This is a genomic window from Streptomyces hilarionis (genome assembly GCF_024539675.1).
In the GTDB taxonomy this organism is placed as follows: domain Bacteria; phylum Actinomycetota; class Actinomycetes; order Streptomycetales; family Streptomycetaceae; genus Streptomyces; species Streptomyces hilarionis.
This window is the reverse complement of the sequence record NZ_JAHHIT010000057.1, coordinates 14,387-40,325: the sequence shown is the minus strand read 5'-3', so window position 1 is coordinate 40,325 and position 25,939 is coordinate 14,387. Positions and strand designations below refer to the sequence as shown.

The 25,939-nt window shown below is 73.2% G+C and carries 23 protein-coding genes; 11 read left to right on the top strand and 12 right to left on the bottom strand.

Annotated elements, in window-relative coordinates; all coding sequences use genetic code 11:
• Positions 1-3: 3 nt before the first annotated feature.
• Genes KMS84_RS14910 through KMS84_RS14900 form a run of 3 tightly spaced genes read right to left on the bottom strand, consistent with a single transcriptional unit; the run spans position 4 to position 3,715 of the window.
• Positions 4-1,719: an L-aspartate oxidase gene (locus KMS84_RS14910; RefSeq protein ID WP_256916699.1), complete on the bottom strand. Its 1,716-nt coding sequence runs from the start codon at positions 1,717-1,719 to the stop codon at positions 4-6.
• Positions 1,716-2,708, bottom strand: a complete 993-nt coding sequence (gene panC / locus KMS84_RS14905; protein WP_256916698.1) for a pantoate--beta-alanine ligase — start codon at positions 2,706-2,708, stop codon at positions 1,716-1,718. Before panC ends, KMS84_RS14910 begins: the two co-directional genes overlap by 4 nt.
• Entirely contained in the window at positions 2,705-3,715 is a 1,011-nt protein-coding gene (locus KMS84_RS14900) for a Rossmann-like and DUF2520 domain-containing protein (RefSeq protein WP_256916697.1), read from the bottom strand. Before KMS84_RS14900 ends, panC begins: the two co-directional genes overlap by 4 nt.
• A 200-nt stretch (positions 3,716-3,915) precedes the next feature.
• On the opposite strand from KMS84_RS14900, the gene KMS84_RS14895 reads away from it, so the two are divergent.
• Both KMS84_RS14895 and KMS84_RS14890 read left to right on the top strand, forming a co-directional pair.
• Complete coding sequence (locus KMS84_RS14895; RefSeq protein ID WP_256916696.1) at positions 3,916-5,106, top strand: threonine aldolase family protein; 1,191 nt, start codon at positions 3,916-3,918, stop codon at positions 5,104-5,106.
• Positions 5,107-5,206: 100 nt separating this feature from the next.
• Positions 5,207-6,310: a DUF5937 family protein gene (locus tag KMS84_RS14890; protein WP_256916695.1), complete on the top strand. Its 1,104-nt coding sequence runs from the start codon at positions 5,207-5,209 to the stop codon at positions 6,308-6,310.
• Between the two features lie 20 nt (positions 6,311-6,330).
• Here the strand turns inward: KMS84_RS14890 and KMS84_RS14885 are convergent, their stop codons facing one another.
• The 3 genes from KMS84_RS14885 to KMS84_RS14875 form a co-directional block, all read right to left on the bottom strand.
• Positions 6,331-6,963 (bottom strand): AAA family ATPase, encoded by a 633-nt coding sequence (locus tag KMS84_RS14885; protein WP_256916694.1) that lies wholly within the window; start codon positions 6,961-6,963, stop codon positions 6,331-6,333.
• A gap of 50 nt (positions 6,964-7,013) precedes the next feature.
• On the bottom strand, positions 7,014-7,682 hold the full coding sequence (locus tag KMS84_RS14880; protein WP_069773135.1) for a response regulator transcription factor: 669 nt from the start codon (positions 7,680-7,682) through the stop codon (positions 7,014-7,016).
• A gap of 93 nt (positions 7,683-7,775) precedes the next feature.
• Positions 7,776-8,978, bottom strand: coding sequence for a sensor histidine kinase (locus KMS84_RS14875; RefSeq protein WP_256916693.1), 1,203 nt, complete (start codon positions 8,976-8,978; stop codon positions 7,776-7,778).
• Positions 8,979-9,096: 118 nt separating this feature from the next.
• On the opposite strand from KMS84_RS14875, the gene KMS84_RS14870 reads away from it, so the two are divergent.
• Positions 9,097-10,329, top strand: a complete 1,233-nt coding sequence (locus KMS84_RS14870; RefSeq protein ID WP_256916692.1) for an SAM-dependent methyltransferase — start codon at positions 9,097-9,099, stop codon at positions 10,327-10,329.
• Positions 10,330-10,332: 3 nt separating this feature from the next.
• On the opposite strand, the gene KMS84_RS14865 is transcribed toward KMS84_RS14870, so the two are convergent.
• Positions 10,333-11,484, bottom strand: coding sequence for an NADH-quinone oxidoreductase subunit D (locus KMS84_RS14865; RefSeq protein ID WP_256916691.1), 1,152 nt, complete (start codon positions 11,482-11,484; stop codon positions 10,333-10,335).
• A gap of 31 nt (positions 11,485-11,515) precedes the next feature.
• Between KMS84_RS14865 and KMS84_RS14860 the strand changes: the two genes are divergently transcribed.
• Both KMS84_RS14860 and KMS84_RS14855 read left to right on the top strand, forming a co-directional pair.
• Positions 11,516-12,028: a PH domain-containing protein gene (locus KMS84_RS14860; protein WP_256916690.1), complete on the top strand. Its 513-nt coding sequence runs from the start codon at positions 11,516-11,518 to the stop codon at positions 12,026-12,028.
• A gap of 212 nt (positions 12,029-12,240) precedes the next feature.
• Complete coding sequence (locus KMS84_RS14855) at positions 12,241-13,584, top strand: PH domain-containing protein (RefSeq protein ID WP_438818938.1); 1,344 nt, start codon at positions 12,241-12,243, stop codon at positions 13,582-13,584.
• Between the two features lie 27 nt (positions 13,585-13,611).
• Here KMS84_RS14855 and KMS84_RS14850 read toward each other — a convergent pair whose 3' ends face one another.
• Together KMS84_RS14850 and KMS84_RS14845 are read right to left on the bottom strand one after the other, a co-directional pair.
• On the bottom strand, positions 13,612-15,300 hold the full coding sequence (locus KMS84_RS14850) for a coiled-coil domain-containing protein (protein WP_256916689.1): 1,689 nt from the start codon (positions 15,298-15,300) through the stop codon (positions 13,612-13,614).
• A gap of 267 nt (positions 15,301-15,567) precedes the next feature.
• Positions 15,568-16,695, bottom strand: a complete 1,128-nt coding sequence (locus KMS84_RS14845) for an alpha/beta hydrolase (RefSeq protein ID WP_256916688.1) — start codon at positions 16,693-16,695, stop codon at positions 15,568-15,570.
• 236 nt (positions 16,696-16,931) lie between these two features.
• On the opposite strand from KMS84_RS14845, the gene KMS84_RS14840 reads away from it, so the two are divergent.
• The 6 genes from KMS84_RS14840 (at position 16,932) to KMS84_RS14815 (ending at position 22,254) form a co-directional block, all read left to right on the top strand.
• Entirely contained in the window at positions 16,932-18,743 is a 1,812-nt protein-coding gene (locus KMS84_RS14840; protein WP_256916687.1) for a phosphatidylglycerol lysyltransferase domain-containing protein, read from the top strand.
• Positions 18,744-18,880: 137 nt separating this feature from the next.
• Positions 18,881-19,867 (top strand): dihydropteroate synthase, encoded by a 987-nt coding sequence (folP, locus tag KMS84_RS14835; RefSeq protein WP_256916686.1) that lies wholly within the window; start codon positions 18,881-18,883, stop codon positions 19,865-19,867.
• A complete protein-coding gene (locus KMS84_RS14830) occupies positions 19,864-20,439 on the top strand; it encodes a nuclear transport factor 2 family protein (protein ID WP_256916685.1) in 576 nt (191 codons plus the stop codon). Before folP ends, KMS84_RS14830 begins: the two co-directional genes overlap by 4 nt.
• A 277-nt stretch (positions 20,440-20,716) precedes the next feature.
• Positions 20,717-21,076 (top strand): dihydroneopterin aldolase, encoded by a 360-nt coding sequence (folB, locus tag KMS84_RS14825; RefSeq protein ID WP_256916684.1) that lies wholly within the window; start codon positions 20,717-20,719, stop codon positions 21,074-21,076.
• Positions 21,073-21,684 carry a 2-amino-4-hydroxy-6-hydroxymethyldihydropteridine diphosphokinase gene (gene folK, locus KMS84_RS14820; RefSeq protein ID WP_256916683.1) on the top strand — a complete coding sequence of 204 codons (612 nt, stop codon included), beginning with the start codon at positions 21,073-21,075 and terminating at the stop codon, positions 21,682-21,684. Before folB ends, folK begins: the two co-directional genes overlap by 4 nt.
• 84 nt (positions 21,685-21,768) lie before the next feature.
• Positions 21,769-22,254 (top strand): DUF3180 domain-containing protein, encoded by a 486-nt coding sequence (locus tag KMS84_RS14815; RefSeq protein WP_256916682.1) that lies wholly within the window; start codon positions 21,769-21,771, stop codon positions 22,252-22,254.
• Positions 22,255-22,337: 83 nt separating this feature from the next.
• Here the strand turns inward: KMS84_RS14815 and folE are convergent, their stop codons facing one another.
• The 3 genes from folE to hpt all read right to left on the bottom strand — a co-directional run bounded on the left by folE (position 22,338) and on the right by hpt (position 25,883).
• Positions 22,338-22,943, bottom strand: coding sequence for a GTP cyclohydrolase I FolE (gene folE / locus KMS84_RS14810; RefSeq protein ID WP_256916681.1), 606 nt, complete (start codon positions 22,941-22,943; stop codon positions 22,338-22,340).
• 153 nt (positions 22,944-23,096) lie between these two features.
• Positions 23,097-25,136, bottom strand: a complete 2,040-nt coding sequence (ftsH, locus tag KMS84_RS14805) for an ATP-dependent zinc metalloprotease FtsH (protein ID WP_256916680.1) — start codon at positions 25,134-25,136, stop codon at positions 23,097-23,099.
• Between the two features lie 186 nt (positions 25,137-25,322).
• Entirely contained in the window at positions 25,323-25,883 is a 561-nt protein-coding gene (gene hpt, locus KMS84_RS14800) for a hypoxanthine phosphoribosyltransferase (RefSeq protein ID WP_256916725.1), read from the bottom strand.
• Positions 25,884-25,939: the final 56 nt, after the last annotated feature.

Genomic DNA, 25,939 nt, shown 5'->3' with positions numbered 1-25,939 from the left:
CTGTCACTGCTCCTGGTGGTGCTGCCGGGTAGGGGGGAAGTCTGCGGTATCGGTGGTGTGTACGGCGAGCGTGCGGTCCGGATTCAGTCGTACGACGATGTGCCGGCGCCAGTTCGCGTCGTCGCGGTCGGCGTGGTCCTCGCGCCAGTGGCAGCCGCGGGTCTCCTCGCGCTGCCGGGCGGCGGCGACCAGGACGCGCGCGACGCACAGGAGGTTGGTGGCCTCCCAGGTGTCGACCCCGGGCTCGGCCGTCTTGCCGTTCTCGTCCAGGGCGTCGCGGGCCTCGGCGTGCAGCCGCTGGAGCTGTTCGGCGGCCTGGTGCAGGGACTCGGCGGAGCGCAGCACGCCCGCGCCGTCGGTCATGGCGCGCTGGATGGCGAACCGGGCCTCGGGGCCGAGCAGCGGGTGCGCCGGCGTCTCGGGGTGCTCGACGGGTGCGGGCACCCGCGCGCGGAGCGCGTCGTCCGCCCGGCTCGCGACGATGTCGGTCACGATGCGCTCGGCGTAGACGAGACCCTCCAGCAGGGAGTTCGACGCGAGCCGGTTCGCGCCGTGCACACCGGTGCAGGCGACCTCCCCACACGCGTAGAGCCCCGGCACGGTCGTCCGGCCGTGGGAGTCGGTGCGCACGCCTCCGGACGCGTAGTGGGCGGCGGGGGCGACCGGGACGGGTTCGGTGACCGGGTCGATGCCGTGGGCGCGGCAGGCGGCGAGGATCGTGGGGAAGCGGTGCTCCCACATGGCGGCGCCGAAGTGCCGGGCGTCGAGGAACATGTGCTCGGCGTCCTGCTCCTGCATGCGCCGCATGATGCCCTTGGCGACGATGTCCCGCGGCGCGAGTTCGGCGAGCTCGTGCTGTCCGACCATGAAGCGCACGCCGTCCGCGTCGACCAGGTGGGCGCCTTCGCCGCGCACGGCCTCGGAGACGAGGGGCTGCTGGCCCTCCGCGTCCGCGCCGAGGAACAGCACCGTCGGGTGGAACTGGACGAACTCCAGGTCGGAGACCTCCGCGCCCGCCCGCAGGGCGAGCGCCACCCCGTCGCCGGTGGACACCGACGGGTTGGTGGTGGCGGAGAACACCTGGCCCATGCCGCCGGTCGCGAGGACGACCGCGGGGGCGTGCACGGCCCCCACGCCGTCGTGCTGGCCCTCGCCCATGACGTGCAGGGTCACACCGGCCGTGCGGCCGTCGGCGTCCGTGAGGAGGTCCAGGACGAGCGCGTTCTCGATCGTGCGCATCCCCCGCGCGCGGACCGCCTCGACGAGCGCGCGGGAGATCTCCGCGCCGGTCGCGTCGCCGCCCGCGTGCGCGATGCGACGACGGTGGTGACCGCCCTCGCGGGTGAGCTCCAGGCCGCCTTCCTCGGACTCGTCGAAGTGGGCGCCGGTCGCGATCAGCCGGCGCACCGCGTCGGGGCCCTCGGTGACCAGGATGCGCACGGCGTCCTCGTCGCACAGGCCCGCGCCCGCCACCAGCGTGTCGTCCAGGTGCTGTTCGGGCGTGTCGCCGTCGCCCAGCGCCGCGGCGATGCCGCCCTGCGCCCAGCGCGTGGAGCCGTCGTCGAGGCGGGCCTTGGTGACGACGACCGTCGTCAGGCCCGCGGCCTCGCAGCGCAGGGCCGCGGTGAGACCGGCCACACCGGAGCCGACGACGACGACGTCGGCGTCGATGTTCCACCCGGGCGCGGGCGCGTGCAGTCGTATGCCTGTGCTGGTCACGAGGCGGCTCCGAAGGTGAGGGGGAGGTTGTCGATCAGCCGGGTCGAGCCGACCCGGGCGGCGACGGCGAGGACGGCCTCGCCGGTGAAGCCGTCCTCGATCTCGGTGAAGTCGGACGGGTCGACGAGCGCGAGGTAGTCCAGTCGCAGCGGCGGGACGAGCCGGGCCGCCTCGTCGAGGACCGTGCGGGCGGCCGCGCGGACGCCCGCGGGGTCGCCGGGAGCGGCCTTCGCGACGGCGTGCGCGTCGGCGGCCGCGCGGGACTCCCCGAGGGCGCTGAGCGCCTCGGCGCGCGCGTGGGAGGCGGGCACCTCACGCGCGCGGGCCCGCAGGGCCTCCTGCGCGGCGTGCCGGTCGCGGCCCGCGAACAGCGCCCGGGACAGGGCGAGCGCGGTGCGCCGCTCCTCGGCGGACAGGTAGCGGTTGCGGCTCGACAGAGCCAGCCCGTCCTCCTCGCGCACGGTCGGCACCGCGACGATCTCCACGCCGAAGTTCAGGTCCCTCACCATGCGGCGGATCAGGGCGAGCTGCTGGGCGTCCTTCTGCCCGAACAGCGCGGTGTCGGGGCGGGTGAGGTGCAGCAGCTTCGCGACGACCGTGAGCATGCCGTCGAAGTGGCCGGGGCGGGAGCCGCCTTCCAGGCGCTCGCCCATCGGCCCCGCGGTGATGCGGACCTGGGGCTCCCCGCCGGGGTAGACCTCGTCCACGGAGGGGGCGAACACGACGTCCGCGCCCGCCAGTTCGGCGATCTTCAGGTCGGCGTCGAGGGTGCGCGGGTAGCGGTCGAGGTCCTCGCCCTGGCCGAACTGGAGCGGGTTGACGAAGACCGTGACGACGACCTCGCCGTCCGGCCCGGCGAGGTCACGGGCGGTGCGCACGAGAGTGGCGTGTCCCTCGTGCAGGGCGCCCATCGTCATCACGACGGTCCGCCGGCCGCCACGCGCGCGGGCGCGCAGTTCGTCGGCGGTGCGCAGCAGGGCGGTGGTCATCCCGCTTCTCCTTCGGTGCCGTCCGTGCTGTCGGGGCCGTACGTGCCGTCGGGGCCGTGGGGGCCGTCCGTGCCGGTCGCGCCCGGCGCGCGGGGGGCACGGTGGGACGCCTCGGCGAGCACTTCCAGGAGGTCCTCGGCCAGTTCGGGCTTGAGCAGTCCGTGGGCGAGCGCGCGGTCGGCGGTCGCGCGGGCCATCGCCAGGTATCCGGCGACGGCCTGCGGCGCGTGCGCGCGCAGTTCCGCGACGTGCGCGGCGACCGTGCCGGCGTCCCCGCGCGCCACGGGGCCGGTGAGCGCGCCGTCGCCGGAGCGCAGGGCGTTGTCCAGGGCGGCTCCGAGGAGCGGGCCGAGCATGCGGTCGGGGGCCTCGACGCCGGCGACCCGCAGCAGCTCCATGGACTGGGCGACCAGGGTGACCAGGTGGTTGGCGCCCAGGGCGAGCGCCGCGTGATAGAGCGGGCGGCTCTCCTCGGCGATCCACTCCGGCTCGCCGCCCATCTCGATCACGAGTGCTTCGGCCGCCAGCCGCAGCTCCTCGGGGGCCGTGACGCCGAAGGAGCAGCCGGCCAGCCGCTGGACGTCCACCGGGGTGCCCGTGAACGTCATCGCCGGGTGCAGGGCCAGCGGGAGCGCACCCGCGCGCAGGGCGGGGTCGAGGACTTTCGCGCCGAAGCGCCCGGAGGTGTGCGCGAGGAGCTGGCCCGGCCGTACCGCCCCGGTCTCGGCGAGGCCCTCCACGAGCCCGGGCAGGGCGTCGTCGGGGACGGTGAGCAGCACCAGGTCCGCCCGCTGGAGGACTTCGGCGGGCGGCACCAGGGGCACGTCGGGCAGCAGGAGCGCGGCCCGCCGCCGGGAGGCGTCGGAGACGCCCGAGACGGCGACCGGCCGGTGCCCGGCGAGTTGCAGCGACGCGGCCAGGGCGGGCCCGACCCGGCCCGCGCCGACGACGCCGACGGCGAGCCGCGCGGGGCGGTCCCTGGGGTCTGGCTGTTGGGGTGTACTCACTCGACGGCGGCCTTCCGTTCCAGTCCGCTCCGGGTACCGGACGATTTCTCGTCATGTTAACGCGATCTGTTCCGGCGGAGCCCGGTTGTCCACAGGCTGTGGGTTTTCCCACCCGTTTCGACCGCCTTCCCCGACGGGCGCGCAGGCGGTGGGCGGCACACGCGTGTGCCCGCACCCCCGGGCACGGCATCATCCGGGGCATGACGAACACGTCGGAGCACAGCGAGGAACAGTCGGCACGGCAGCGCCTGCGCGAGCGCCGGGCGCTCGCCCACCGGAAGGCGGAGCGCGTGCTGTCGCGCGCCGGGTTCCAGTCCAGCCTGCGCGAGCGGCTCTCGGCGCTCCAGGAGGCCGCCCCGGAGGTCCACGACCTGGACGAACCGGCGGACGTCTACGGGGACGGGGTCGTGGAGGCCCTGGAGCGCAGGGTCGCCGGGCTGCTGGGGACGGAGGCCGCCGCGTTCTTCCCCACGGGCACGATGGCCCAGCAGGTCGCCCTGCGCTGCTGGGCGGGCCGCACCGGCGACCCGACCGTCGCGCTGCACGCGCTGGGCCATCCCGAGGTGTGGGAGCGGGGCGCTTTCGGCGTCGTGAGCGGCCTGCGCACGGTGCGGGTGACGCGCGAGCCCCGGCTGCCCACGGCCGAGGAGATACGCGCCTTCGACGAGCCCTTCGGCGCGCTCATGCTGGAGCTGCCCCTCAGGGAGGCCGGTTTCGTGCTCCCCACGTGGGAGGAGCTGACCGAGGTCGTGGAGGCGGCGCGCGAGCGCGACGCGGTGGTGCACTTCGACGGGGCGCGCCTGTGGGAGACCACCCACCACTTCGGCCGCACCCTGCGGGAGATCGCGGACCTGGCGGACAGCGTCTACGTGTCGTTCTACAAGTCCCTCGGCGGCTTCGGCGGCGCCGCCCTCGCGGGCCCGAAGACCCTGGCGGAGGAGGCGAAAGCCTGGCGGCACCGGTACGGCGGCGCCGTCTTCCAGCAGTTCCCCACCGCGCTGTCGGCCCTCGTCGGCCTGGAGCGCGAGCTCCCCCGGCTTCCGGAGTACGTGATCCACGCGCGGGAGGTGGCCGCCGCCCTGCGCGAGGGCCTCGCCGGAACGGACGTCCCCTGGGCGCGCGTGCACCCCGAGGTCCCGCACACGCACCAGTTCCAGGTCTGGCTGCCGTACGAGGCGGACGTGGCGGCCGAAGCGGCCGTCTCGCAGGCCGAGGAGACGCGGACGGCGCTGTTCGCCGGCGCCTGGGCCCACGGCGGGCCGGGGCTGTCCTTCACCGAGGTCACCGTCGGCGCCGCCGCCCTGAGCTGGACGGCGGACGACGTCAGGGCGGCCGCCGCGGACTTCGCGGCCCGGGTGGCCCGAGAGGCCCGGGCGCGCGGGGCCCGGTGACCGACCCGGGCCCCCGTAGCCGAGCGGTGGCGGCGGGGACGGTGTCCGTGGGGGCGGCGACGCGGACGGCGTTGTCGGTGGCCAGGTGCACCATGGGGGCATGAGTCTGAGCATCGACATCGCGGGGCTGCGGCCGGAGAGGGTCGCCGTCGTGCCCTCCCCCCTGGCCGAGCTCGGCATGGCGTTGCACGCGCTGGCCGAGCCGGGGCACCACCCCGGCCTACAGGGCTGGGTCACCTCCGTCACCGCCCGGCTCGACTCGCACCTGGCCGACCGGATGTGCGAGGCCGACTTCCTGTGGCGGACGACGTTCTCGGACCTCTTCCTGCCCTACGCGGGCGTCCCCGGCGGCACGCTCCCCGGAGCCACGCTCGCCGAGGAGCTCGACCTGCTGGACAAGCTGACGGACGAACAGTTCGTCGACTCCGCGCTGGAGTTCACCTGCGCTCCCGGCTACGACCTGCCGGGCCCCGCCCTGCTCTCCCACCCGGAGCTGTGCCGCCGCGCGCTCGACCTGGCCGCCACCCGCGGGCCGCGGCAGGTGCGGTTCACCCGGCGGCTGCTGGAGGACCCGCCACGCGTGCGTGGCTGGCTGCGGCAGTTCCTGGAGGACTGCGACGAGGCGTTCTTCGTCGACGTCTGGGCCCGGGTGCGCCCGCCGCTGGCCGCCGACGCCCGCCACAAGACGGATCTCCTGCGCCACAAGGGGCTGGCCGAGACGCTGGCCTCGGTGTCCTCGGCCGTGACCCTCGACGAGAGCGGCACCCGGATCGTCGTGGACAAACTGGTCCAGGGCCGCAGCTCCACCGGCGACGGCGGCCTGCTGCTCGTGCCGACGAGTCTGGGCTGGCCGCATCTCATGGTGCTGCACCGCTACGGCTGGCAGCCGGTGCTGCACTACCCGGTGGGCTCGCCCGAGCTGGCCTCGCCCCCGTCGGTGGAGCAGCTGACCCTGCGGATGACGGCCCTGTCCCACCCCGTCCGGATGCGCATCTGCCGACTGCTGGCCCGCAGCGCGTACACCACGACCGAGCTCGCCCAGGTGCACGGCAGGACGGCCCCCGAGATATCCCGGCACCTCGCCGTCCTGAAGAAGGCCGGCCTGGTCACCACGCGCCGGCGCGGCCGGTACGTCCTGCACCAGCTCGACGTGACGGTGGTGGCCCGGCTGGGCAGCGACTTCCTGGAAGGAATACTCCGCTGAGGCACGGCCGTCTCCCGGCCTCAGTCGAACCGGATGTGCCGTAGGCCCACGCCGGCCTGGCGCAGCCGTGTCCGCAGCGCGCCCTCCGTGTGGGGGCTCAGCGTCAGCCCCGCGAGGACGGCGATGCGGTCGGCCGTCCTCGGCACGGTCGTGTGGTCCGTCCACAGATGCTCGGCGAACTCCGGCTCCCGCAGCCGCTCCAGGCAGTGGTCGAGCCGCCGGACGGCCCAGGTCTCCCGGCGCAGGCCCCTCTTCCTGCCCACGGTGAACCCGAGGAGGTGCCCGAGGCCGCGCTCACGGAGCCTCCGCAGGACCGTCTCGCGTTCGGCCAGGAGAGTGAAGTGGCGCACGTCGTGGCCGAGTTCGCGCAGCCGGCCGACGGTCTCGTCGAAGTACCGGGGATCGGTGACGGTCATGGGGGCGATGACCACGCCCTCGTGGGCGCCGAGGGCCAGGTCGAGGACCTCGACGACGCCCTGCCGCCAGGCCGCCAGGTCCTGGAAGTCGCCGCGCAGGTCGGGCGGCAGCATCCGGCGCAGCCCGAACCCGGCGTGCTCGGGGTCGCAGACGACGCTGCCCGGCAGCCGGCGTCGTATCTCGTGTGCGGTCTGTGTCTTGCCGCCCCCGAAGGGGCCGTTGATCCACAGGAGCATGCGCAGACCCTAGTGGCCGCCGCTCCCGCGGGAGGCCCCTTCACGCCGGTTCACAGACCGCCCGCGCGGACGAGACCCGTCTCGTACGCCAGGACCACGACCTGGACCCGGTCGCGCAGTCCCAGCTTGGTCAGGATGCGCCCCACGTGGGTCTTCACGGTGGCTTCGGACAGCACCAGCCGGGCCGCGATCTCTCCGTTGGACAGCCCCTGGGCGACGAGCACCATGACCTCGCGTTCGCGCTCCGTCAGCCGCTCCAGCTCCTTGTGCCGGGGCTCCTTGCCGGTACTCGGCAGCATCGGCGCGAACCGGTCCAGCAGACGGCGGGTGGTGGACGGGGCGACCACCGCGTCGCCGCTGTGCACGGACCGGATGGCGGTGAGCAGCTCGCCCGGCGGGACGTCCTTGAGCATGAACCCGGAGGCGCCCGCCTTCAGCCCGGAGAACGCGTACTCGTCCAGGTCGAAGGTGGTCAGGATCAGCACCTTGGGCGCGTCGGGCTCGGCGCAGATGCGCCGGGTGGCCTCCACGCCGTCCAGCTTCGGCATGCGGACGTCCATCAGCACGACGTCGACCGCCGTGGAGCGCACCACCTGTAGGGCCTCGACGCCGTCGCCCGCCTCGGCCACGACCTCCATGTCCGGCTGGGCGGCGAGCACCATCCGGAACCCGGTGCGCAGCAGCACCTGGTCGTCGACGAGCATCACGCGGATCGTCATCGAGTCCTCTTCCGTTTGCTTCTGATCGTTGGCAGGGGTCGGGGGTCGGGGCCAGGGCGCGTGACAGGTGTCACCTGCGAGCGGGCGCGGGCGTCAGTGCGCCGGTTTGAGCGGCAGCAGGGCGCTGATGCGGAATCCTCCGCCGGGCCGCGGTCCCGCGTCCAGGGTGCCGCCCACCATGCCGACCCGTTCGCGCATGCCGATGAGACCGTGGCCCGCGCCGTCGACGCCGCCCTCCTCGTACAGCTCGTGCGGGGCGCCCTTGCCGTCGTCCTCCACGAGCAGGCCGAGACCGTCGTCGAAGTAGACGAGACGCACGCTCGCCCCGGCGTTCGGTCCGCCGTGCTTGCGGGTGTTCGTCAGCGCCTCCTGCACGATGCGGTACGCCGTCAGCTCGACGCCGCTGGGCAGGGGACGCGCGGTGCCCTCGACCTTGAAGTCCACCGGCAGACCCGAGCCCCGGCACTGCTCGACGAGGTCCTCGATCTGCTCGACGTCCGGCTGCGGCACGTACTCGCCGCTCTCCTGGTGTTCACCGGTGCGCAGCACGCCGAGCAGGCGGCGCATCTCGGCCAGCGCCTGACGGCCGGTGGAGGAGATCGTCTCCAGCGCCTTCCGCGCCTGGTCGGGCGCGGCGTCGAGGACGTAGGCGGCGCCGTCGGCCTGCACCACCATCACGGACACGTTGTGCGCGACGACGTCGTGCAGCTCGCGCGCGATCCGGGCGCGCTCGGCGGCGACCGCGACCTTCGACTGCGCCTCGCGCTCCTTCTCCAGGCGGGCCGCGCGCTCCTCCAACTGGGCGAAGTAGGCGCGACGGGTGCGCATGGAGTCGCCGAGCACCCAGGCCAGGGCGAACGGCACCGTCTGGAAGACGATGACCGCCACCTGGCCCGGCACGCTCGCGTTCTCGTGCGGCCAGCGCAGCTGCGCCAGGGTGGCCGCGCTCAACGCCATGACCAGGGCAAGGCGGGAGGCCCAGCGGGCGCCCGTCGCCGCGACCGTGTAGACGATCACCAGCAGCGCGAAGTCCGCCGCCGTCACGCCGACGTTCAGCACCAGCTGCGCCGTGCCGAGCACCGCGGCGAGCACGAGCATCTGCTCGGGCAGGCGCCGCCGCAACGCGATGACCAGGCACAGCAGGAAGACCACCGGCACCAGCAGCGCCATGGAGTCGGTGCCGCCCCGATCCTGCCCGGCTGTTCCGGCAGCGGCGGAGATCCCGAACAGGACGAGGGCCCAGAAGCCGTCGACCCTGGTCGGGTGTCTGCGGAGGAAGTCATAGAGGCGCTGCACGTGACCCAGCGTAGGGAAGCCCGATGCGTGCAGGGGTCAACCGGAGGGCCGATCCGGTCCCGGCGGGCGTACTCCGCAAGGTGGATGCCGTGATCACCTGTACGCCTAGTCTGACCGGATGGTGAGTCGACGGGCGGTGGACGACGTGACCGGAACGGGCCCGTGGCGTGGCTGGCGGGCGGCCATGCAGGACGCCCTGTACGGCCCGGAGCCGCGGACCGGCCGGGGGACGCGGAGCGGCGGCGGGGACTCGTCGCGCGGCCCTGAGGCACGGACGGGCGGGGGCTCGTGGAGCGGCGCGGAGGCGCCGGGCGAGGGCGGAGCTCGCGAGCGGGGCGGTTTCTACCGGCGGCCCGAGGGCCCGGCCGGGCACTTCCGTACGTCCGTGCACGCGTCGCCGCTGTTCGCCGGGGCCGTGGCACGCCTGCTCTGCCGGGTCGACGAGGCGCTGGGGAGGCCCCCGTCGCTCGACTTCGTCGACATGGCCGCCGGCCGGGGCGAGCTGGTCGCGGGCGTGCTGGCGGCGCTCCCCGCCGACGTCGCCGCCCGCACGCGCGCGTACGCCGTCGAGATCGCCGATCGCCCCGAGGGCCTCGCCCGCCGGATCGCGTGGCTGCCCGAGCCGCCTCGGGAGATCACCGGGCTGCTCTTCGCCAACGAGTGGCTGGACAACGTCCCCCTCGACGTCGCGCAGGTGGACCCCGCGGGCGTGCCACGTCTGGTGCTCGTCCGCGACGACGGGTCGGAGCGGCTCGGGGAGCCGGTCTCCGGCGCGCAGGCGCGGTGGCTCGCGCGGTGGTGGCCGCTGCCGGGCGAGGAAGGGCTGCGGGCGGAGATCGGGCTCCCGCGGGACACGGCGTGGGCGTCCGCGGTGGCGTGCGTCGTACGGGGGCTCGCGGTGGCCGTGGACTACGCGCATCGCGCCGACGCGCGGCCGCCGTTCGGGACGCTCACCGGCTTCCGGGAGGGGCGCGAGACGGCGCCCGTCCCGGACGGTTCCCGCGACATCACCGCCCACGTCGCCCTGGACGCGTGCGCGGCGGCGGGAGAGGCGTCCGCCGCGTCCCGCGCGCGGGTGCTCGGCCAACGCGACGCGCTGCGCGCCCTGGGCGTCAGCGGAGCGCGGCCCCCGCTCGCGCTCGCCGCCACGGACCCCTCGGGGTACCTGCGCGCCCTCGCGGGCGCCACGCAGGCCTCGGAGCTCACCGCGCGGGGTGGACTGGGCGACTTCGGCTGGCTGCTCCAGCCGGTGGGGATCGCGGACCCGCTCGACGCGGAACGCGACCAGGAGCCCGCCGCGGACCGGCCGCCCACGGACCGGCCTTCGCGGGACCGGCCGCCCGCGGACTGACGGCTACTTGTCGATGTCCCCCACCACGAAGAACATCGATCCCAGGATCGCCACCATGTCCGCGACCAGGGTGCCCGGGAGCAGCTCGGTGAGCGCCTGGATGTTGTTGTACGACGCCGAGCGCAGCTTCAGCCGGTACGGGGTCTTCTCGCCCTTGCTGACGAGGTAGTAGCCGTTGATGCCGAGAGGGTTCTCCGTCCACGCGTACGTGTGTCCCTCGGGCGCCTTGAGGACCTTCGGGAGCCGCTGGTTGATCGGGCCCGGCGGCAGGTCGACGAGTCGGTCCAGGCAGGCGTCCGCGAGGTCGAGCGCGTTGTGCGTCTGCTCCAGCAGGCACTCGAAACGCGCGAGGCAGTCGCCCTCGGTCCGGGTCACCACCTTCAGCGTGTCCCGCAGCTCCCCGTAGGCCAGGTACGGCTCGTCCCTGCGCAGGTCGAAGTCGACGCCCGAACCGCGCGCGATGGGACCGCTCACGCCGTACGCGTGCACGTGCTCCGGCGCCAGGACGCCCACGCCACGGGTGCGCCCGCGGAAGATCTCGTTGCCGAGCACCAGGTCGTCGTACACGTCCATCCGGGAGCGCACGGCGGCGACGGCCTCCCGCGCGCGGGACGTCCAGCCGGCCGGCAGGTCCTCCTTGAGGCCGCCGACGCGGTTGAACATGTAGTGCATGCGGCCGCCGGAGACCTCCTCCATGACGTTCTGGAGCACCTCGCGCTCGCGGAAGGCGTAGAAGACCGGCGTGATGCCGCCCAGCTCCAGGGGGTAGGACCCGAGGAACATCAGGTGGTTGAGCACCCTGTTCAGCTCGGCGAGCAGCGTGCGCGTCCACACGGCCCGCTCGGGGACCTCCATGCCGAGCATCCGCTCCACCGCGAGGACCACGCCCAGCTCGTTGGAGAACGCCGACAGCCAGTCGTGGCGGTTGGCCAGCATCACGATCTGGCGGTAGTCGCGTGCCTCGAACAGCTTCTCCGCGCCGCGGTGCATGTAGCCGATCACCGGCTCCGCGTGCCGGATGCGCTCGCCGTCCAGGACGAGCCGCAGCCGCAGCACGCCGTGCGTGGAGGGATGCTGGGGGCCGATGTTGAGCACCATGTCGGTGCTCTCCGCGGCACCGCCGATCCCGACCGTGGTCTCCGTCGTAGGAGTCATGGCGACAGTCTCCCCTACGTACGCTGACCCCATGGAGACGGGGAGCCCGGTCGGCCCGGGGAGCGGGGAGGCGACGGCGGTCGCACCGGTGTGGAGCGGACTGCCGCCTGGCCTGCTGCGGATGCGGCGGCTGTTGCTGGTGGTGTGGCTGGGGCTGGCGGCCGTCGCGGTGGGGCTGCCGCTGGGGCTGCTCGTCGGTCCCGCGTGGGCGGCGTTCGCGCTGCTGCCGCTGGCGGGAGTCGCCTGGGGCTGGGTGCTGCTCGGCCGCAACTGGCGCTCCTGGCGGTACGCCGAACGGGCCGACGACCTGCTGATCACTCGCGGGGTGCTCTGGCGCGAGGAGACCGTGGTGCCCTACGGGCGCATGCAGCTCGTCGAGGTCACCTCCGGGCCCCTCCAGCGGTACTTCGGGCTGGCCGGCGTCCAGCTGCACACCGCGGCCGCCGCGACCGACGCGGTCATCCCCGGCCTGGACCCGGCCGAGGCGGAACGCCTCCGCGACCGGCTCACCGCCCTCGGCGAGGCCCGATCGGCGGGCCTGTGACGACCCCGGACCTCGACGACGGCATACCGGAGGGCCCGGACGGGCCGGGCGGATCGGACGGACCGGGTGGCCTGGGCGATCCGCAACCGTCGGCGCTCCGTGAGCCGGGCGGACCCGGTGGCGCCGAGGTGACCGGTGGGGTCGAGGTGGCGCGTGAGAGTGAAGTGACGCGTGAGGGTGAGGTGCCAGGTGAGTCGGAGGTGGCCCAGGGGGTGCAGGTGACCGAGGGGGTCGAGGCGTCCGGGGACGCCGGCCCGGGACGGCCCGTCCTCGAGCGGCGGCTGCATCCCGTCACCCCCTTCCGGCGGGCCTGGGCGCCGATCGCGGTCCTCGTCGGCTGGGCGGTGCACGACCCGAACCAGGCGCAGGAGCAGCTGACCCGGCTGACCACGACCATGCTGCTGATCGCGCTGGCCGTCCTCGTTCCCGCGGCCTCCCTGTACGGCTTCCTGTCCTGGTGGTTCACCCACTTCGCGGTGACGGACAGCGAACTGCGCATCCGCACGGGCCTGCTGTTCCGGCGCGCCGCCCACATCCGGCTGGAACGCATCCAGGCGATCGACGTCGGCCGGCCGCTGCTGGCCCGGATCGCGGGCGTCGCGAAGCTCCGGCTCGACGTCGTCGGCGCCGAGAAGAAGGACGAACTGGCCTTCCTCGGCGAGGAGGAGGCCCGCGCGCTGCGGGCGGAGCTGCTCGCGCGGGCCGCCGGATTCGCGCCGGAGACCGCGCCCGAAGTGGGCGAGGCGCCCGCGCGCGAGCTGTTGCGGGTGCCGCCGCGCAAGCTCGCGGTCGCGTTGGCGCTGACCGGCGCGACCTGGGGAGCGCTGGCCGCCGCGCTGGTGGTGCCGCCGGTGCTGTGGCTGGCCACCCACAGCGTGTGGACGGTTCTGGCGACCGGCGTGCCGCTGCTCGGCGCGGCGGGCGCGACCAGCGCGGGCCGGTTCGCCGGGGAGTACGACTGGACGGTCGGCGAGTCGCCGGACGGCCTGCGCATCGACCGCGGGCTCCTGGACCGTACGCACGAGACGGTGCCGCCCGGGCGGGTGCAGACCGTGCGCATCGTCCAGCCGCTGCTGTGGCGGCGGCTCGGCTGGGTGCGCGTCGAGCTGGACGTGGCCGGCTCCGCCAACTCGGTGCTCGTGCCGGTCGCTCCGCGCGAGGCGGCGGAAGCCGTCGTCGCGCACGTGCTGCCGGGGGTGAGCGTCCCGGCCGAGGGCGCGCTGGTGCGGCCGCCGCGCCGGGCCGGACGATGCGCGCCCGTGTGGTGGCGGGGCTACGGGACCGCCGTCACCGACGCGGTGTTCGCCACCCGGCACGGGCTGCTGCGCCGGCGGCTCGCGCTCGTGCCGCACGCCAAGGTCCAGAGCGTGCGACTGACTCAGGGGCCCTGGCAGCGCCTCTGGGGGCTCGCGGACGTCCACGTGGACACGGGGGCCGGCAAGACCGTCACAGCCCGCCTGAGGGACGCACGGCAGGCGGCCGCGCTGCTCGCGGGCCAGGCCGAACGATCACGGACCGGACGCCTCGACGCCCGGCCCGACCGGTGGATGACCTGACCGGCTCCCGGCGGCCCGCGGAAGCGGTCAGGAGACGGCGCTGCGCAGGCTCTTGAGGTCGATGTGCTCCGTCTCGTCGTGCGCGGTCAGGTCGATCACCTGGCCCACTCCGCGCGCCGCCTCGTCCGCCGGCTTGAACTCCGCCTCGGACTCGGCCTTGTGCAGGGCGAGGGCCTCCTGGCCGACGACGTCGGCGAGGTCCTCGTTCTGCACCGCCTCCAGCGCGTCGGGCTCCGCGTCGCTCTTCGTGCCGAAGAAGTCGAAGCCGCCCTCGGCGGTCGGACGACGCACCGGCTCGGCGGCCGGGACGACGGCCACGGCGGTCGGCACGGCGAAGTGCCCGGAGGGACGCTGCACCGGAGCGGCGGGGCGCCGGACGACGGCGCCCGCCTCGGCGGCGGCAGGGGTCTCGACGGCGTGGGCGAGCCCGCGACCGGGGCCCGGGCCGGGATCGGGGTCCGGGTCGGGATCACGGTCGGGGTCGACGTCCGGGGCCGGCTCGGGGCGCGTGGCCGGGGCGCCGTCCGCCGCCGGAGCGGCCGCGCTCTCCAGCGGCCGGGCGGCGCGACCGGCCTCGTCCGGGGCCGCCCCGTCCTCGGGGAGCACCGCCTTCGCGGCCGGCTGCGTCGACGTCACGTCCGTCGAGGACGCCTCGTCGGCCGCAGGGTCCTCGTCCGACGGACGCGCGCCCTGCGACGCCTCACCGCCGTGGCTCTCGTCGGCCTCGGCCTCGACGTTCTCGGCGTCCGTGTCGGCGTCGTCCTGGGCGACCGGGCTGGGGGCGGCCACGCGCGTGTGCTCGTCGACCGCCTCGGGCTTCCCCTGCGCCTCGTCCTCCTGCGCGGCCTCCGTGGAGGACGTCCGCGCGGTCCCCTGGTCGGCGCCGCCCTCCGCGAGCCCGTCCTCGGGGCGGTCGCCGGGCTCCTCGTGGGACGGCTCCACGCCGTCGGCGTCCAGGCGCGCGAGGGCCGCCTGCGCCCGCAGGAACAGCTGGGAGCCCGCCGGCGAGAACACCGCCGACGTCCGCGCCGACTCCTGACCGGACTCACCGGACTCACCGGACTCACCGGACCCGGCGGAGTCGACGAGCGCAGAGGGCTTGGAGGACTCGGCGGACTCGGCAGGGCGGGAGGCCTCGGCGGACTCGGCCGACGCGCCGGAGCCGGACGCCTCGGAGACCGCGGCCGCCTCGGACGTCTCCGTCCTCCCGGTGGGCTCCGCGTCCTGCGGCCCGCGCGCGGCGGGCAGCGCGGGCGTCGGAGCCGCCTCTATCTCCAGCAGGCGGCGGCCCTCCAGGGCGCTGGCCCGCTCGGTCTCCGCGGTGGCGTAGCGGCGCAGCAGCGCCGCGTGCTCGTTGCGCAGACCGGCCAGTTCGGCTCGCTTGGACCGCAGCCGCTGCTCCAGCTTGACCCGGAGCTCACGCGACTCCTCGAGGTCGCTCTCCAACTCGGCGACACGTTCCTCGAAGCGCCACTCGTCACCGGCACGCGCGCGCGTGAGGTCGGCGACCTGCTTGCCGGCCTGCACGTCCCAATGGCGCATCACGACCGCGCCGACGACGGCCGTCGCCGCGGCGGCCGCCGCCAGCACGCGCAGTGCCGTCGCCTGCGTGAACACCCAGGGGCCGAGGGCGCAGACGAGGGAGACGCCTGCGATCGCCGAGGGGGGCAGCAGCCTGTGCAAAGGAGGGGAATGGCGGTGACGTCCTCGTGGCATGGCCAGAAACTTACCGCGCGTAGGCGATTGTTGGCGCGCCGCCCCACAAAAACACAGCCATAACGAAGCCTTCACATGGCATCAGGAATCAGGGTGGTCACCGAATTCGACAAGAAGCAAGATCATTCATCGTTCGGGGACGCGCCTCCGGAGCGCCCGGCGCCCCCGTTCGGGGCCGGGGAGGCGCGGCCGCCCTGGACCGACGGCCCCCGCCCCGAGCAGGGGATTGCTCCGCCCCTCCGCCGCCTCGCCGCCGGTCCGCCCGGCTCAACGGCCGCTCAGCCGACCGCTGATCCACTGCAGGGTCGGCGGAATCTCGCGCCGCCAGGTGTTGAAGTTGTGCCCGCCGCTATCCAGGATGATCGACGAGACCCGGGTCCGGCCGTTCGCCTTCGCCAGCCCTATGAACTTCTGCGTGGCCTTGTAGTTCGATTCTCCGACCTTGCTGCTGGTGACCAGCAGGGAGGTGGCGGGAGCGGAACGATTCTTCAGAAACCAGAGCAGATCCGACTCCTTGCGCAGGGTCTTGTCCCCGTGGAAGAGGTCTCCGGTGGTCGGGTCGATCGGCGCCTTGTAGTACGCCGACAGGCCCGCGGCCGCCGCATAGGCGTCGGGATGGTGCATCGCCAGCTTCAGCGCGCAGTACCCGCCCGTGGAGTCGCCGATGATGCCCCAACTGCCCGCCTTCTTCCCCACCCTGTAGTGGGCCGCCACGGCCTCCGGCAGGTCCTTGGCGAAGAACGTTTCGGTCTGCGGACCCCCCGGGATGTCCACGCACTCCGTGTCCCTCGGCGGCGCCACCGTGGGACGCAGCATCACCAGGATCATCGGCTGCATGCTGCCGTCCCTGGCCAGCTGCCGCGCGGTGCGCGGGTAGTGCAGCTTGTCCACGAGCGCCGCCGCCGTCCCCGGGTACCCCGTGAGGACCACGGCCGCGGGGAACGTCCGCGTGCGGTAGGCCGGCTCGAAGTACTCCGGCGGCAGGTACACGTACGCGGGCGTGGCGATGCGCGTCGTGCGCCCGCTGATGGCGACCTTCTGGACCTGCCCGGCGATCTGCGGCCGCGCACCGCTCCCGGCGTCCACCCGCCGCGTGTCGACGACCCTCAGCGGTCCCGCCGCGCCACCGCCCGCGGAGTGGTCGACGACCACGCCCGGCTCCGTCTCCTGACCGAACAGGTCCGCCCAGCTGGCGTAGAAACCGAACGCCTGATTGGCGGAGAGGCCGATGGACGCGAAGAGGGCCAATTGCGTGGCGAGCAGGAGCCCGACCCGCCCGCCGACGGCCTGCCAGCTCCGCCTGGCCAGCCGCGGCCACAGCCAGACGGTGCCGACGAACAGCAGTAAGGCGAACAGCACTGACAGCAGCAGCACTTTGTTGCTCGTGAGACCCATGCGGTGGTTTCCTGCCTGCTCTCCGTCCGGGACCACACCCGCTCCCCCCGACTCCTTCGCGAGGGCTTGTCCCGGATTTTCCTTCGCCTTTTCAGTGGCTTTGGAGAGACGAGTGAACCTCTCTCCTCAAGACACCGTCCTAGAGGGCGCAATGTCGCCGGATGCCCGAATAGGCGCCGGGTCCAAGGTCTCTCGCGGAACTACGGGATGCGATGTCTGTCACGGAAGATGCGGAAATGTCGGGCGGGGTTCCGCGCCGAACGAGCCGGGTGCGGCGGATAGTGCGAGGTCCGCGCCCTGAGGCCGTTCCCGCCCTCGTCGCCAGGGCCTGCGCCCTCGTGGGCCTGCTGGACGTCGCCGGGGGCGTCTTCCCGCGGTTCCGTCACAGCCGTATGCACACCTTCGCCGAGGTCCTCCCCGGCTCCTTCGGGCCGTTCGCCGCCGCGCTGTCGCTCAGCGCCGGCGTTCTCCTGCTGCTGCTGGCCCACGGCCTCAGGCGCGGCAAGCGGCGCGCCTGGCGGGCCGCCGTCGTGCTGCTGCCGGCCGGCGCGGTCGCCCAGTTCGTGTACCGCCACTCGATCCTGGGCGCGCTCATCTCGATCGCGCTGCTGGTGCCGTTGCTGCTGCACCGCGACCAGTTCGCGGCGCTGCCCGACCCGCGCAGCCGCTGGCGCGCGCTCGCCAACTTCATCCTCATGGGCGCCGGATCCCTCGGTCTGGGGCTGGTCATCGTCAGCGTCCACCCCAACCGCCTGATCGGCGACCCGAGCCTGGCCGACCGCATCACGCACGTCCTGTACGGCCTCTTCGGCTTCGAGGGACCGGTGGACTACCAGGGCAACACCTCCTGGACCGTCGCCTTCTCCCTGGGCGCGCTCGGCTGGATCACCGCGGTCACCACGATCTACCTCGCCTTCCGCCCCGAGCACCCGGCCGCCCGCCTCACCGAGGAGGACGAGACCCGGCTGCGGGCCCTGCTGGACAAGCACGGCCGCCGCGACTCCCTCGGCCACTTCGCGCTGCGCCGCGACAAGGCCGTCGTGTTCTCCCCCAGCGGCAAGGCCGCCGTCACCTACCGCGTGGTCTCCGGCGTGATGCTCGCCAGCGGCGACCCCATCGGCGACGTCGAGGCCTGGCCCGGCGCGATCGAGCGCTTCATGGACGAGGCCAAGGCCCACTCCTGGACCCCGGCCGTCATGGGCTGCTCGGAGACCGGCGGCGAGGTGTGGACCCGCGAGACCGGTCTGGACGCGCTCGAACTGGGCGACGAGGCGGTGGTGGACGTGGCGGATTTCTCCCTGGCCGGCCGCGCGATGCGCAACGTGCGCCAAATGGTCAAGCGCATCGAACGCGCCGGTTACGAAACCCGGGTCCGGCGCGTGGGTGACCTCGGCGAGGCCGAACTGGAGCGCGTCCGACGCGCCGCCGAGGACTGGCGCGGCACCGACACCGAGCGCGGCTTCTCCATGGCCCTGGGCCGCATCGGCGACCCGGGCGACGGCGACTGTCTGATCGCCACGGCCCACAAGAGCGACGAGGCGCCCGGCGAGTACGGCGACCTCAAGGCGATCCTGCACTTCGTGCCCTGGGGCCCGGACGGCGCCTCGCTGGACCTGATGCGCCGCGACCGCTCGGCCGACCCCGGCATGAACGAACTGCTGATCGTCGCCGCCCTCCAGGCGGCGCCCAAGTTCGGCATCACGCGCGTGTCGCTGAACTTCGCCATGTTCCGCTCGGCCCTGGCCCGCGGCGAGAAGATCGGCGCCGGCCCGGTGCTGCGCGCCTGGCGCGGTCTGCTGGTGTTCCTCTCCCGCTGGTTCCAGATCGAGTCGCTGTACAAGTTCAACGCCAAGTTCCAGCCCCGCTGGGAGCCCCGCTTCGTCGTCTACCGGGCCTCCGCCGACCTTCCCCGCATCGGCTTCGCCGCCATGCAGGCCGAGGGCTTCGTCACTCTCGCCCTCCCCCTGCCGCGCTTCCTGCGCCGTCGCTCCGCTCCGGCACGCGCGTGCACGCACGCGGTGGGGGACAGAGACGTGCGGGCCGCGTAACCGCGACCGTGCCGGTCCGCCGCCGACCGGGCCCGGGCCGCCGACACCGGCCCGGGCGGGGACCCCGCAGCACCGCCCCGCGGTGCGGCCCCGGGCCGCACCGCGGCACGGCTCCCTCCTGGGCCTACGCTGAACGCATGAGCAAGCAGAGCGGACGCGGGCGCGTCGCCGGACTTCCCGCATGGGACCGCTGCGCGGTCATGGGAGTCGTCAACGTGACCCCCGACTCCTTCTCCGACGGCGGCCGCTGGTTCGACACGACCGCCGCCGTCAAACACGGTCTGCAGCTCGTCGCCGAGGGCGCGGACCTGGTCGACGTCGGCGGCGAGTCCACCCGCCCGGGCGCCACCCGCGTCGATGAGGCCGAGGAGCTCCGCCGGGTCGTCCCCGTCGTCCGGGGCCTGGCCTCCGAGGGCGTCGTCGTCTCCGTCGACACCATGCGCGCCACCGTCGCCGCCCAGGCCCTCGAGGCCGGCGCCGCCCTCGTGAACGACGTCAGCGGCGGCCTGGCGGACCCGGCGATGATCCCGGCCGTGGCGGACTCGGGCGCCCCCTTCGTCGTCATGCACTGGCGGGGCTTCCTCGAGGGCGGCAACGTCAAGGGCGTGTACGCCGACGTCGTCGCCGACGTCGTGGACGAGCTCCGCGCGCGCGTGGACGCCGTCCTGGCGGGCGGCGTCGCCCCCGACCGCGTCGTCGTCGACCCGGGCCTCGGCTTCTCCAAGGAGGCCGACCAGGACCTGACGCTCCTCGCCCACCTCGACCGGCTGCACACGCTCGGGCACCCGCTGCTGGTCGCCGCCTCCCGCAAACGGTTCCTCGGCCGCGTCCTGGCCGGTCCGCAGGGCGCTCCGCCGCCCGCGCGCGAGCGGGACGCCGCCACCGCCGCCGTCTCGGCCCTCGCGGCGCAGGCCGGGGCCTGGGCGGTCCGGGTGCACGAGGTCCGCGCCACGGCGGACGCGGTGCGGGTCGCCCGGGCCGTGGAGGGGGCGCGCGAAGACAAGGACACGCCGGGCGCAGGCGCGTCCGGCCCGGCGCGTGCGGCGGCCGACCCACCCGGCGCGGGAAGCACACCCGAAGCGCGGCCCCAGTCCGCCACGCCCCGTGCAGAGGGAGCCCGGTGAGCGCCCCCCACACCGACGTCGAGCAGGTCGAAGCCGCCAACGCCGCGTTCTACGAGGCGCTCGAGCAGGGCGACTTCGAACGGGTCTCCTCCTCCTGGCTCACCCCCGCCGACCTGGGCGTGGACGAGACGTACCACGACCCCGCGGACGTCGGCGTCGTCTCCTGCGTGCACCCCGGCTGGCCGGTGCTCACCGGCCGGGGGGAGGTCCTCAGGTCCTACGCGCTGATCATGGCGAACACCGACTACATCCAGTTCTTCCTCACCGACGTGCACGTCTCGGTCACCGGCGACACCGCCCTGGTGACCTGCACGGAGAACATCCTCAGCGGCGGCCCCGCGCCCGAGGAGGGCGAGGAGCTCGGGCCGCTCGTCGGCCAGCTGGTCGTCGCCACCAACGTCTTCCGCCGCACCCCGGACGGCTGGAAGCTGTGGTCGCACCACGCCTCTCCGGTCCTGGCCGAGAACGACGACGCCGACGGCTCCGCGGACGCCGAGACCCCCGAGCGCCTCGACGGCCCCGGGATCCCGGACGACCCCGGGGACCCCGGGATCGAGGGCACCCCTTCCTGAGCGGATGGACGCCCGGAGACGGGGCAGCAGCCCCTCAGGCCGACCGTCGCGGCGAGGGAGTGGTGGGAATCACGAACCCGTGGGTAGGGGCGACACCGGCCCGTGAGCCGCCGGGTTCCCCAGGGGAAACACCCGGTGAAGACTTCCGGCGCCGGTCCGCGCCACCGCGGCCGGAGCCCGGGACTGTCGGTGCTCGCAGGTAGATTCGTTCGAGGCCGGGCGGCCGCCCGCACCCGGTACGCACCGGCCCCAACCGACGATTGCAGGAGTGATTCGCGTGGATCGTGTCGCGCTGCGCGGCCTGAAGGCCCGCGGGTACCACGGCGTGTTCCCCAAGGAACGCGAAGAGGGCCAGACCTTCATCGTGGACCTCGTGCTGGGCCTGGACACCCGACCGGCCGCGGCCGACGACGACCTGGCGAAGACCGTGCACTACGGCATCGTGGCGGAGGAGGCCGTGGCCGTCGTCCAGGGCGAGGCCGTCGACCTCATCGAGACGCTCGCCGAGCGCATCGCCCAGGCCTGTCTGAAGCACGAGGGGGTCCAGGAGGTCGAGGTCTGCGTCCACAAGCCGGACGCGCCGATCACCGTCCCCTTCGACGACGTGACCGTCACCATCACCCGGAGCCGAGCATGACCGCGTTCTTCACCGAGGGCCAGAGCGACCCGACCGTACAGCCGGTACCCGCCTCCGTCGTCGAGCAGGTCGACGCCGCCGACACCACGCTGCACAACCCCAAACGGGCCGTGATCTCCCTCGGCTCGAACCTGGGCAACCGTCTGGAGACCCTCCAGGGGGCCGTGGACGCCCTGGAGGACACCCCCGGCGTCCGCGTGAAGGCCGTCTCCCCCGTGTACGAGACGGAGCCGTGGGGCGTCGAGCCCGGCAGCCAGCCGTCGTACTACAACGCGGTGATCCTGCTGAAGACGACCCTTCCCCCGTCGTCCCTCCTGGAGCGCGCGCACGCGGTCGAGGAGGCCTTCCACCGGGTGCGGGACGAGCGCTGGGGCGCCCGCACGCTGGACGTCGACATCGTCGCGTACGCCGACGTCGTGGACGACGACCCCCACCTCACGCTCCCGCACCCCCGAGCCCACCAACGCGCCTTCGTGCTGGCCCCCTGGCACGACGTCGAGCCCGAGGCCCAGTTGCCCGGCCTCGGCACGGTCGCCGATCTTCTCGGCGCGCTCCCCCGGGAGGGCGTGGAAGCCCGCGAGGACCTGGAACTCCACCTGCCCGACTAGTCGTTAAGGTCAAGCAGAGAGGTCAACGAGACCACTGCCCGCCCGATCTTCGTGCCGCGGGCGCGGGGGAGCTGAAGGGACACCGTGAGAGAGCTGCGCATCAGGGTGCTGGCCGGCGTGTTCGCCGTGGCGGCGATCCTGTCCTGGGCGGGCGCCCGCCTGTGGAACTCGATCGGGACCCTGCCCAGCGTCCCCCTGGCCGCCCCCATCGTCCTCGCCCTGATCGCCGTCGTGCTGACGGCCACGGCGCTCTCGCTGCGCGCCCGCCTCAAGGCCCAGCGCGAGCGCCGCCCCGAGGCCAAGGGCGTCGACCCCCTGATGGCGGCGCGCGCGGTGGTCTTCGGCCAGTCCAGCGCACTGGTCGCCGCTCTCGTCGCCGGGATGTACGGGGGCACCGGTGTCTTCCTGCTGGAGTCCCTCGACATCCCCGCCCGGCGTGACCAGGCCATCTACGCCGGCTTCTCGGTCCTGGCCGGCATCGCGGTCATAGCGGCGGCCCTCTTCCTGGAGCGCGTGTGCCGGCTCCCGGAGGACGACGACCACGAGAACGGCGCGGCCACGGCGGCCTGACGCCGTCCACAGCCCCGCCGTCGCCCCGGCCCTGCCCGCCCTCACCTGGGCGGATCCCGCCGTCAGCGGCGGGTGGCCGTGCGTCAGCGCGCCAGTATCAGGCTCATCGCCTCGGCACGGGTCGTGGCGTCCCTGAGCTGGCCGCGCACCGCGGACGTCGTGGTCTTGGCGCCGGGCTTACGGATCCCGCGCACCGACATGCACATGTGCTCGGCCTCGACGACGACGATGACGCCACGCGCTTCGAGGATCCGCATCAGGGAGTCCGCCACCTGGGTGGTGAGACGTTCCTGCACCTGGAGGCGGCGCGCGAACACCTCGACCAGCCGGGCCAGCTTGGACAGACCCGTGATCTTGCCGGACTCCGCGGGGATGTAGCCCACGTGCGCGACGCCGTGGAACGGCAGCATGTGGTGCTCGCACAGGGAGACGATCTCGATGTCCTTGACCAGCACCATCTCGTCGTGGCCAAGATCGAACGTCGTCGTCAGGACCTCCTCGGGCGTCTGGGTGAGGCCCGCGAGCAGCTCCCGGTAGGCCCGCGCCACCCGCGCCGGCGTCTCCCGCAGGCCCTCGCGCTCCGGGTCCTCGCCGACCGCGATCAGCAGTTCGCGCACGGCGTTCTCGGCACGCTTCTCGTCGAACTCGCCGATGGAGCCGTCGCCGTCCAGCGTGACGGGGTCGGTCATGGGGGCCTCGTTCCTGTGCGGGTCGCTCGGGTGGGTACGCACCTCATCTGCGAGCCTACGAAATCGGTCATACGGACAATGCCGCGCCCCCCAGGCTAGAACCTGGGGGGCGCGGCATCCATTCCGGGCCCGGTGGGCCTGCGGGAGCCGGGATCAGCTCTCGGGGCGGTCCTCCGGGCTGGGCTCGGCCACGGGGCCGGTCTCCACCGCGGTGGACTTCGCGGTCGAGATCGCCTGCGTCGCGCCGTTGGCGCCGTTCGTCAGTGCCAGCTCCCGGGGGGAGAGCACCGGCGGACGGGTGGACGGCGTGCGCCGCGAGGAACCGGTCCAGGCGGGCCGCGCGGGACGCTTGACGATCGCGGAGAAGATCTCGGCGATCTCCTCCTTGTTCAGCGTCTCCTTCTCCAGCAGCCGCAGCACGAGGTTGTCGAGGACGTCGCGGTTCTCGACCAGGATCTCCCAGGCCTCGTTGTGCGCGTTCTCGATCAGCTTCTTGACTTCCTCGTCCACCAGGGCGGCGACCTCTTCCGAGTAGTCGCGCTGGTGAGCCATCTCACGGCCGAGGAAGGGCTCGGTGTTGTCGCCGCCGAACTTGATGGCACCCAGCCGCTCGGTCATGCCGTACTGGGTGACCATCGCCCGGGCGGTGGCCGTGGCCTTCTCGATGTCGTTCGCCGCGCCCGTGGTGGGGTCGTGGAAAACGAGCTCCTCCGCCGCGCGCCCGCCCAGCATGTAGGCCAGCTGGTCGAGCATCTCGTTGCGGGTGGTGGAGTACTTGTCCTCGTCGGGGAGGACCATCGTGTAGCCCAGGGCACGGCCTCGGGAGAGGATCGTGATCTTGTGGACCGGGTCGGAGTTCGGTGAGGCCGCCGCGACCAGGGCGTGTCCGCCCTCGTGGTACGCGGTGATCTTCTTCTCCTTGTCCGACATGATCCGGGTCCGCTTCTGCGGGCCCGCGACCACGCGGTCGATCGCCTCGTCCAGCATGTGGTTGTCGATCAGCTTCCGGTCCGAACGGGCCGTCAGCAGAGCGGCCTCGTTCAGCACGTTGGAGAGATCGGCGCCCGTGAAGCCGGGGGTGCGGCGGGCGACTGCGGCCAGGTCGACGTCGGGCGCGACCGGCTTGCCCTTCTGGTGAACCTTGAGGATCTCCAGACGCCCCTGCATGTCCGGACGGTCGACCGCGATCTGGCGGTCGAAGCGGCCGGGACGCAGCAGCGCGGGGTCGAGGATGTCGGGCCGGTTCGTGGCGGCGATGAGGATCACGCCGCCCTTCACGTCGAAGCCGTCCATCTCGACGAGCAGCTGGTTCAGGGTCTGCTCGCGTTCGTCGTGACCGCCGCCGAGGCCGGCGCCGCGGTGGCGGCCGACCGCGTCGATCTCGTCGACGAAGACGATCGCCGGGGCGTTCGCCTTGGCCTGCTCGAAGAGGTCACGCACCCGGGAGGCGCCGACGCCGACGAACATCTCGACGAAGTCGGAACCGGAGATCGAGTAGAAGGGGACGCCCGCCTCGCCGGCGACGGCGCGTGCGAGCAGGGTCTTGCCCGTGCCGGGCGGCCCGTACAGGAGCACGCCCTTGGGGATCTTGGCGCCGACGGCCTGGAACTTCGCCGGCTCCTGGAGGAACTCCTTGATCTCGTGGAGCTCCTCGACGGCCTCGTCCGAGCCGGCGACGTCGGCGAACGTCGTCTTCGGGGTGTCCTTGGTGATGAGCTTGGCCTTGGACTTCCCGAAGTTCATGACTCGGGAGCCGCCGCCCTGCATCTGGTTCATCAGGAACAGGAACACGACCACGATGAGGACGAAGGGGAGCAGGGACAGCAGGATCCCGACGAAAGCGTTCTGCTTCGTCGGCGAGACCGTGTACCCGTCCGGAATCTGCTTGTCCTGGTACTTGGTCTGCAGCGTGTTGGCGATCGTCACGCCCTGATCGCCGATGTAGCTCGCCTGGATCTTCGAGCTGTCCTTGACCTTCACGCCGTCCTTGAGCGTGACCTTGATGGTCTGCTCGTCACCGGTGGTGAGCTTGGCCGACTCGACCTTGTTGTCGTTGATCGCTGCAATGACCTGGCCGGTGTCCACCGTCTTGTAGCCGCCGGACGAGCCGACGACCTGCATCAACACGACCACGGCAAGGACGGCCAGCACGATCCACATGACCGGCCCACGGAAGTATCGCTTCACGTCCATCCATACGGAGCGGTGTCGCCCCGTCCCTCCTGCCATAGTGAGTTTGATAAGACAGTTCTTCTGACGGTACCCCAGCTTCGTCACGCAAAGCCGCACGGAACGGCTGGCGCACCCGTCTGCATGCTCCAACGGCGCGAGGGCCGCCGGGGTTCCCGATCTTCCCGAGGGGCTTGCGCCCTTCGGGTCTCAGCCGCCGTAGACGTGGGGCGCGAGCGTCCCCACGAACGGGAGGTTGCGGTACTTCTCGGCGTAGTCCAGGCCGTAGCCGACGACGAACTCGTTGGGGATGTCGAACCCGACCCACTCGACGTCGATGGCGACCTTCGCGGCCTCGGGCTTGCGCAGCAGCGTGCACACCTTCAGGGAGGCGGGCTCGCGCGAGCCGAGGTTGGACAGCAGCCACGACAGGGTCAGGCCGGAGTCGATGATGTCCTCGACGATCAGGACGTGCCTGCCCTTGATGTCGGTGTCGAGGTCCTTCAGGATCCGCACCACACCGGAGGACTGGGTGCCCGCGCCGTAGGACGACACGGCCATCCAGTCCATGGTGACGGGGGTGGACAAGGCCCGGGCGAGGTCCGCCATGACCATCACCGCGCCCTTGAGGACGCCGACGATGAGCAGGTCCTTGCCCGCGTACTCCGCGTCGATCTTCGCGGCCAGACCTGCCAGCTTCGCGTCGATCTCTTCCTTGGTGATGAGCACCTCTTTGAGGTCGGTGCCCATGTCTTTCGCGTCCACCCGCATCACTTTCGGTCGTCCCACCGGCCACCGGAACCGCCCACGACCACGTAAGCGGTCCT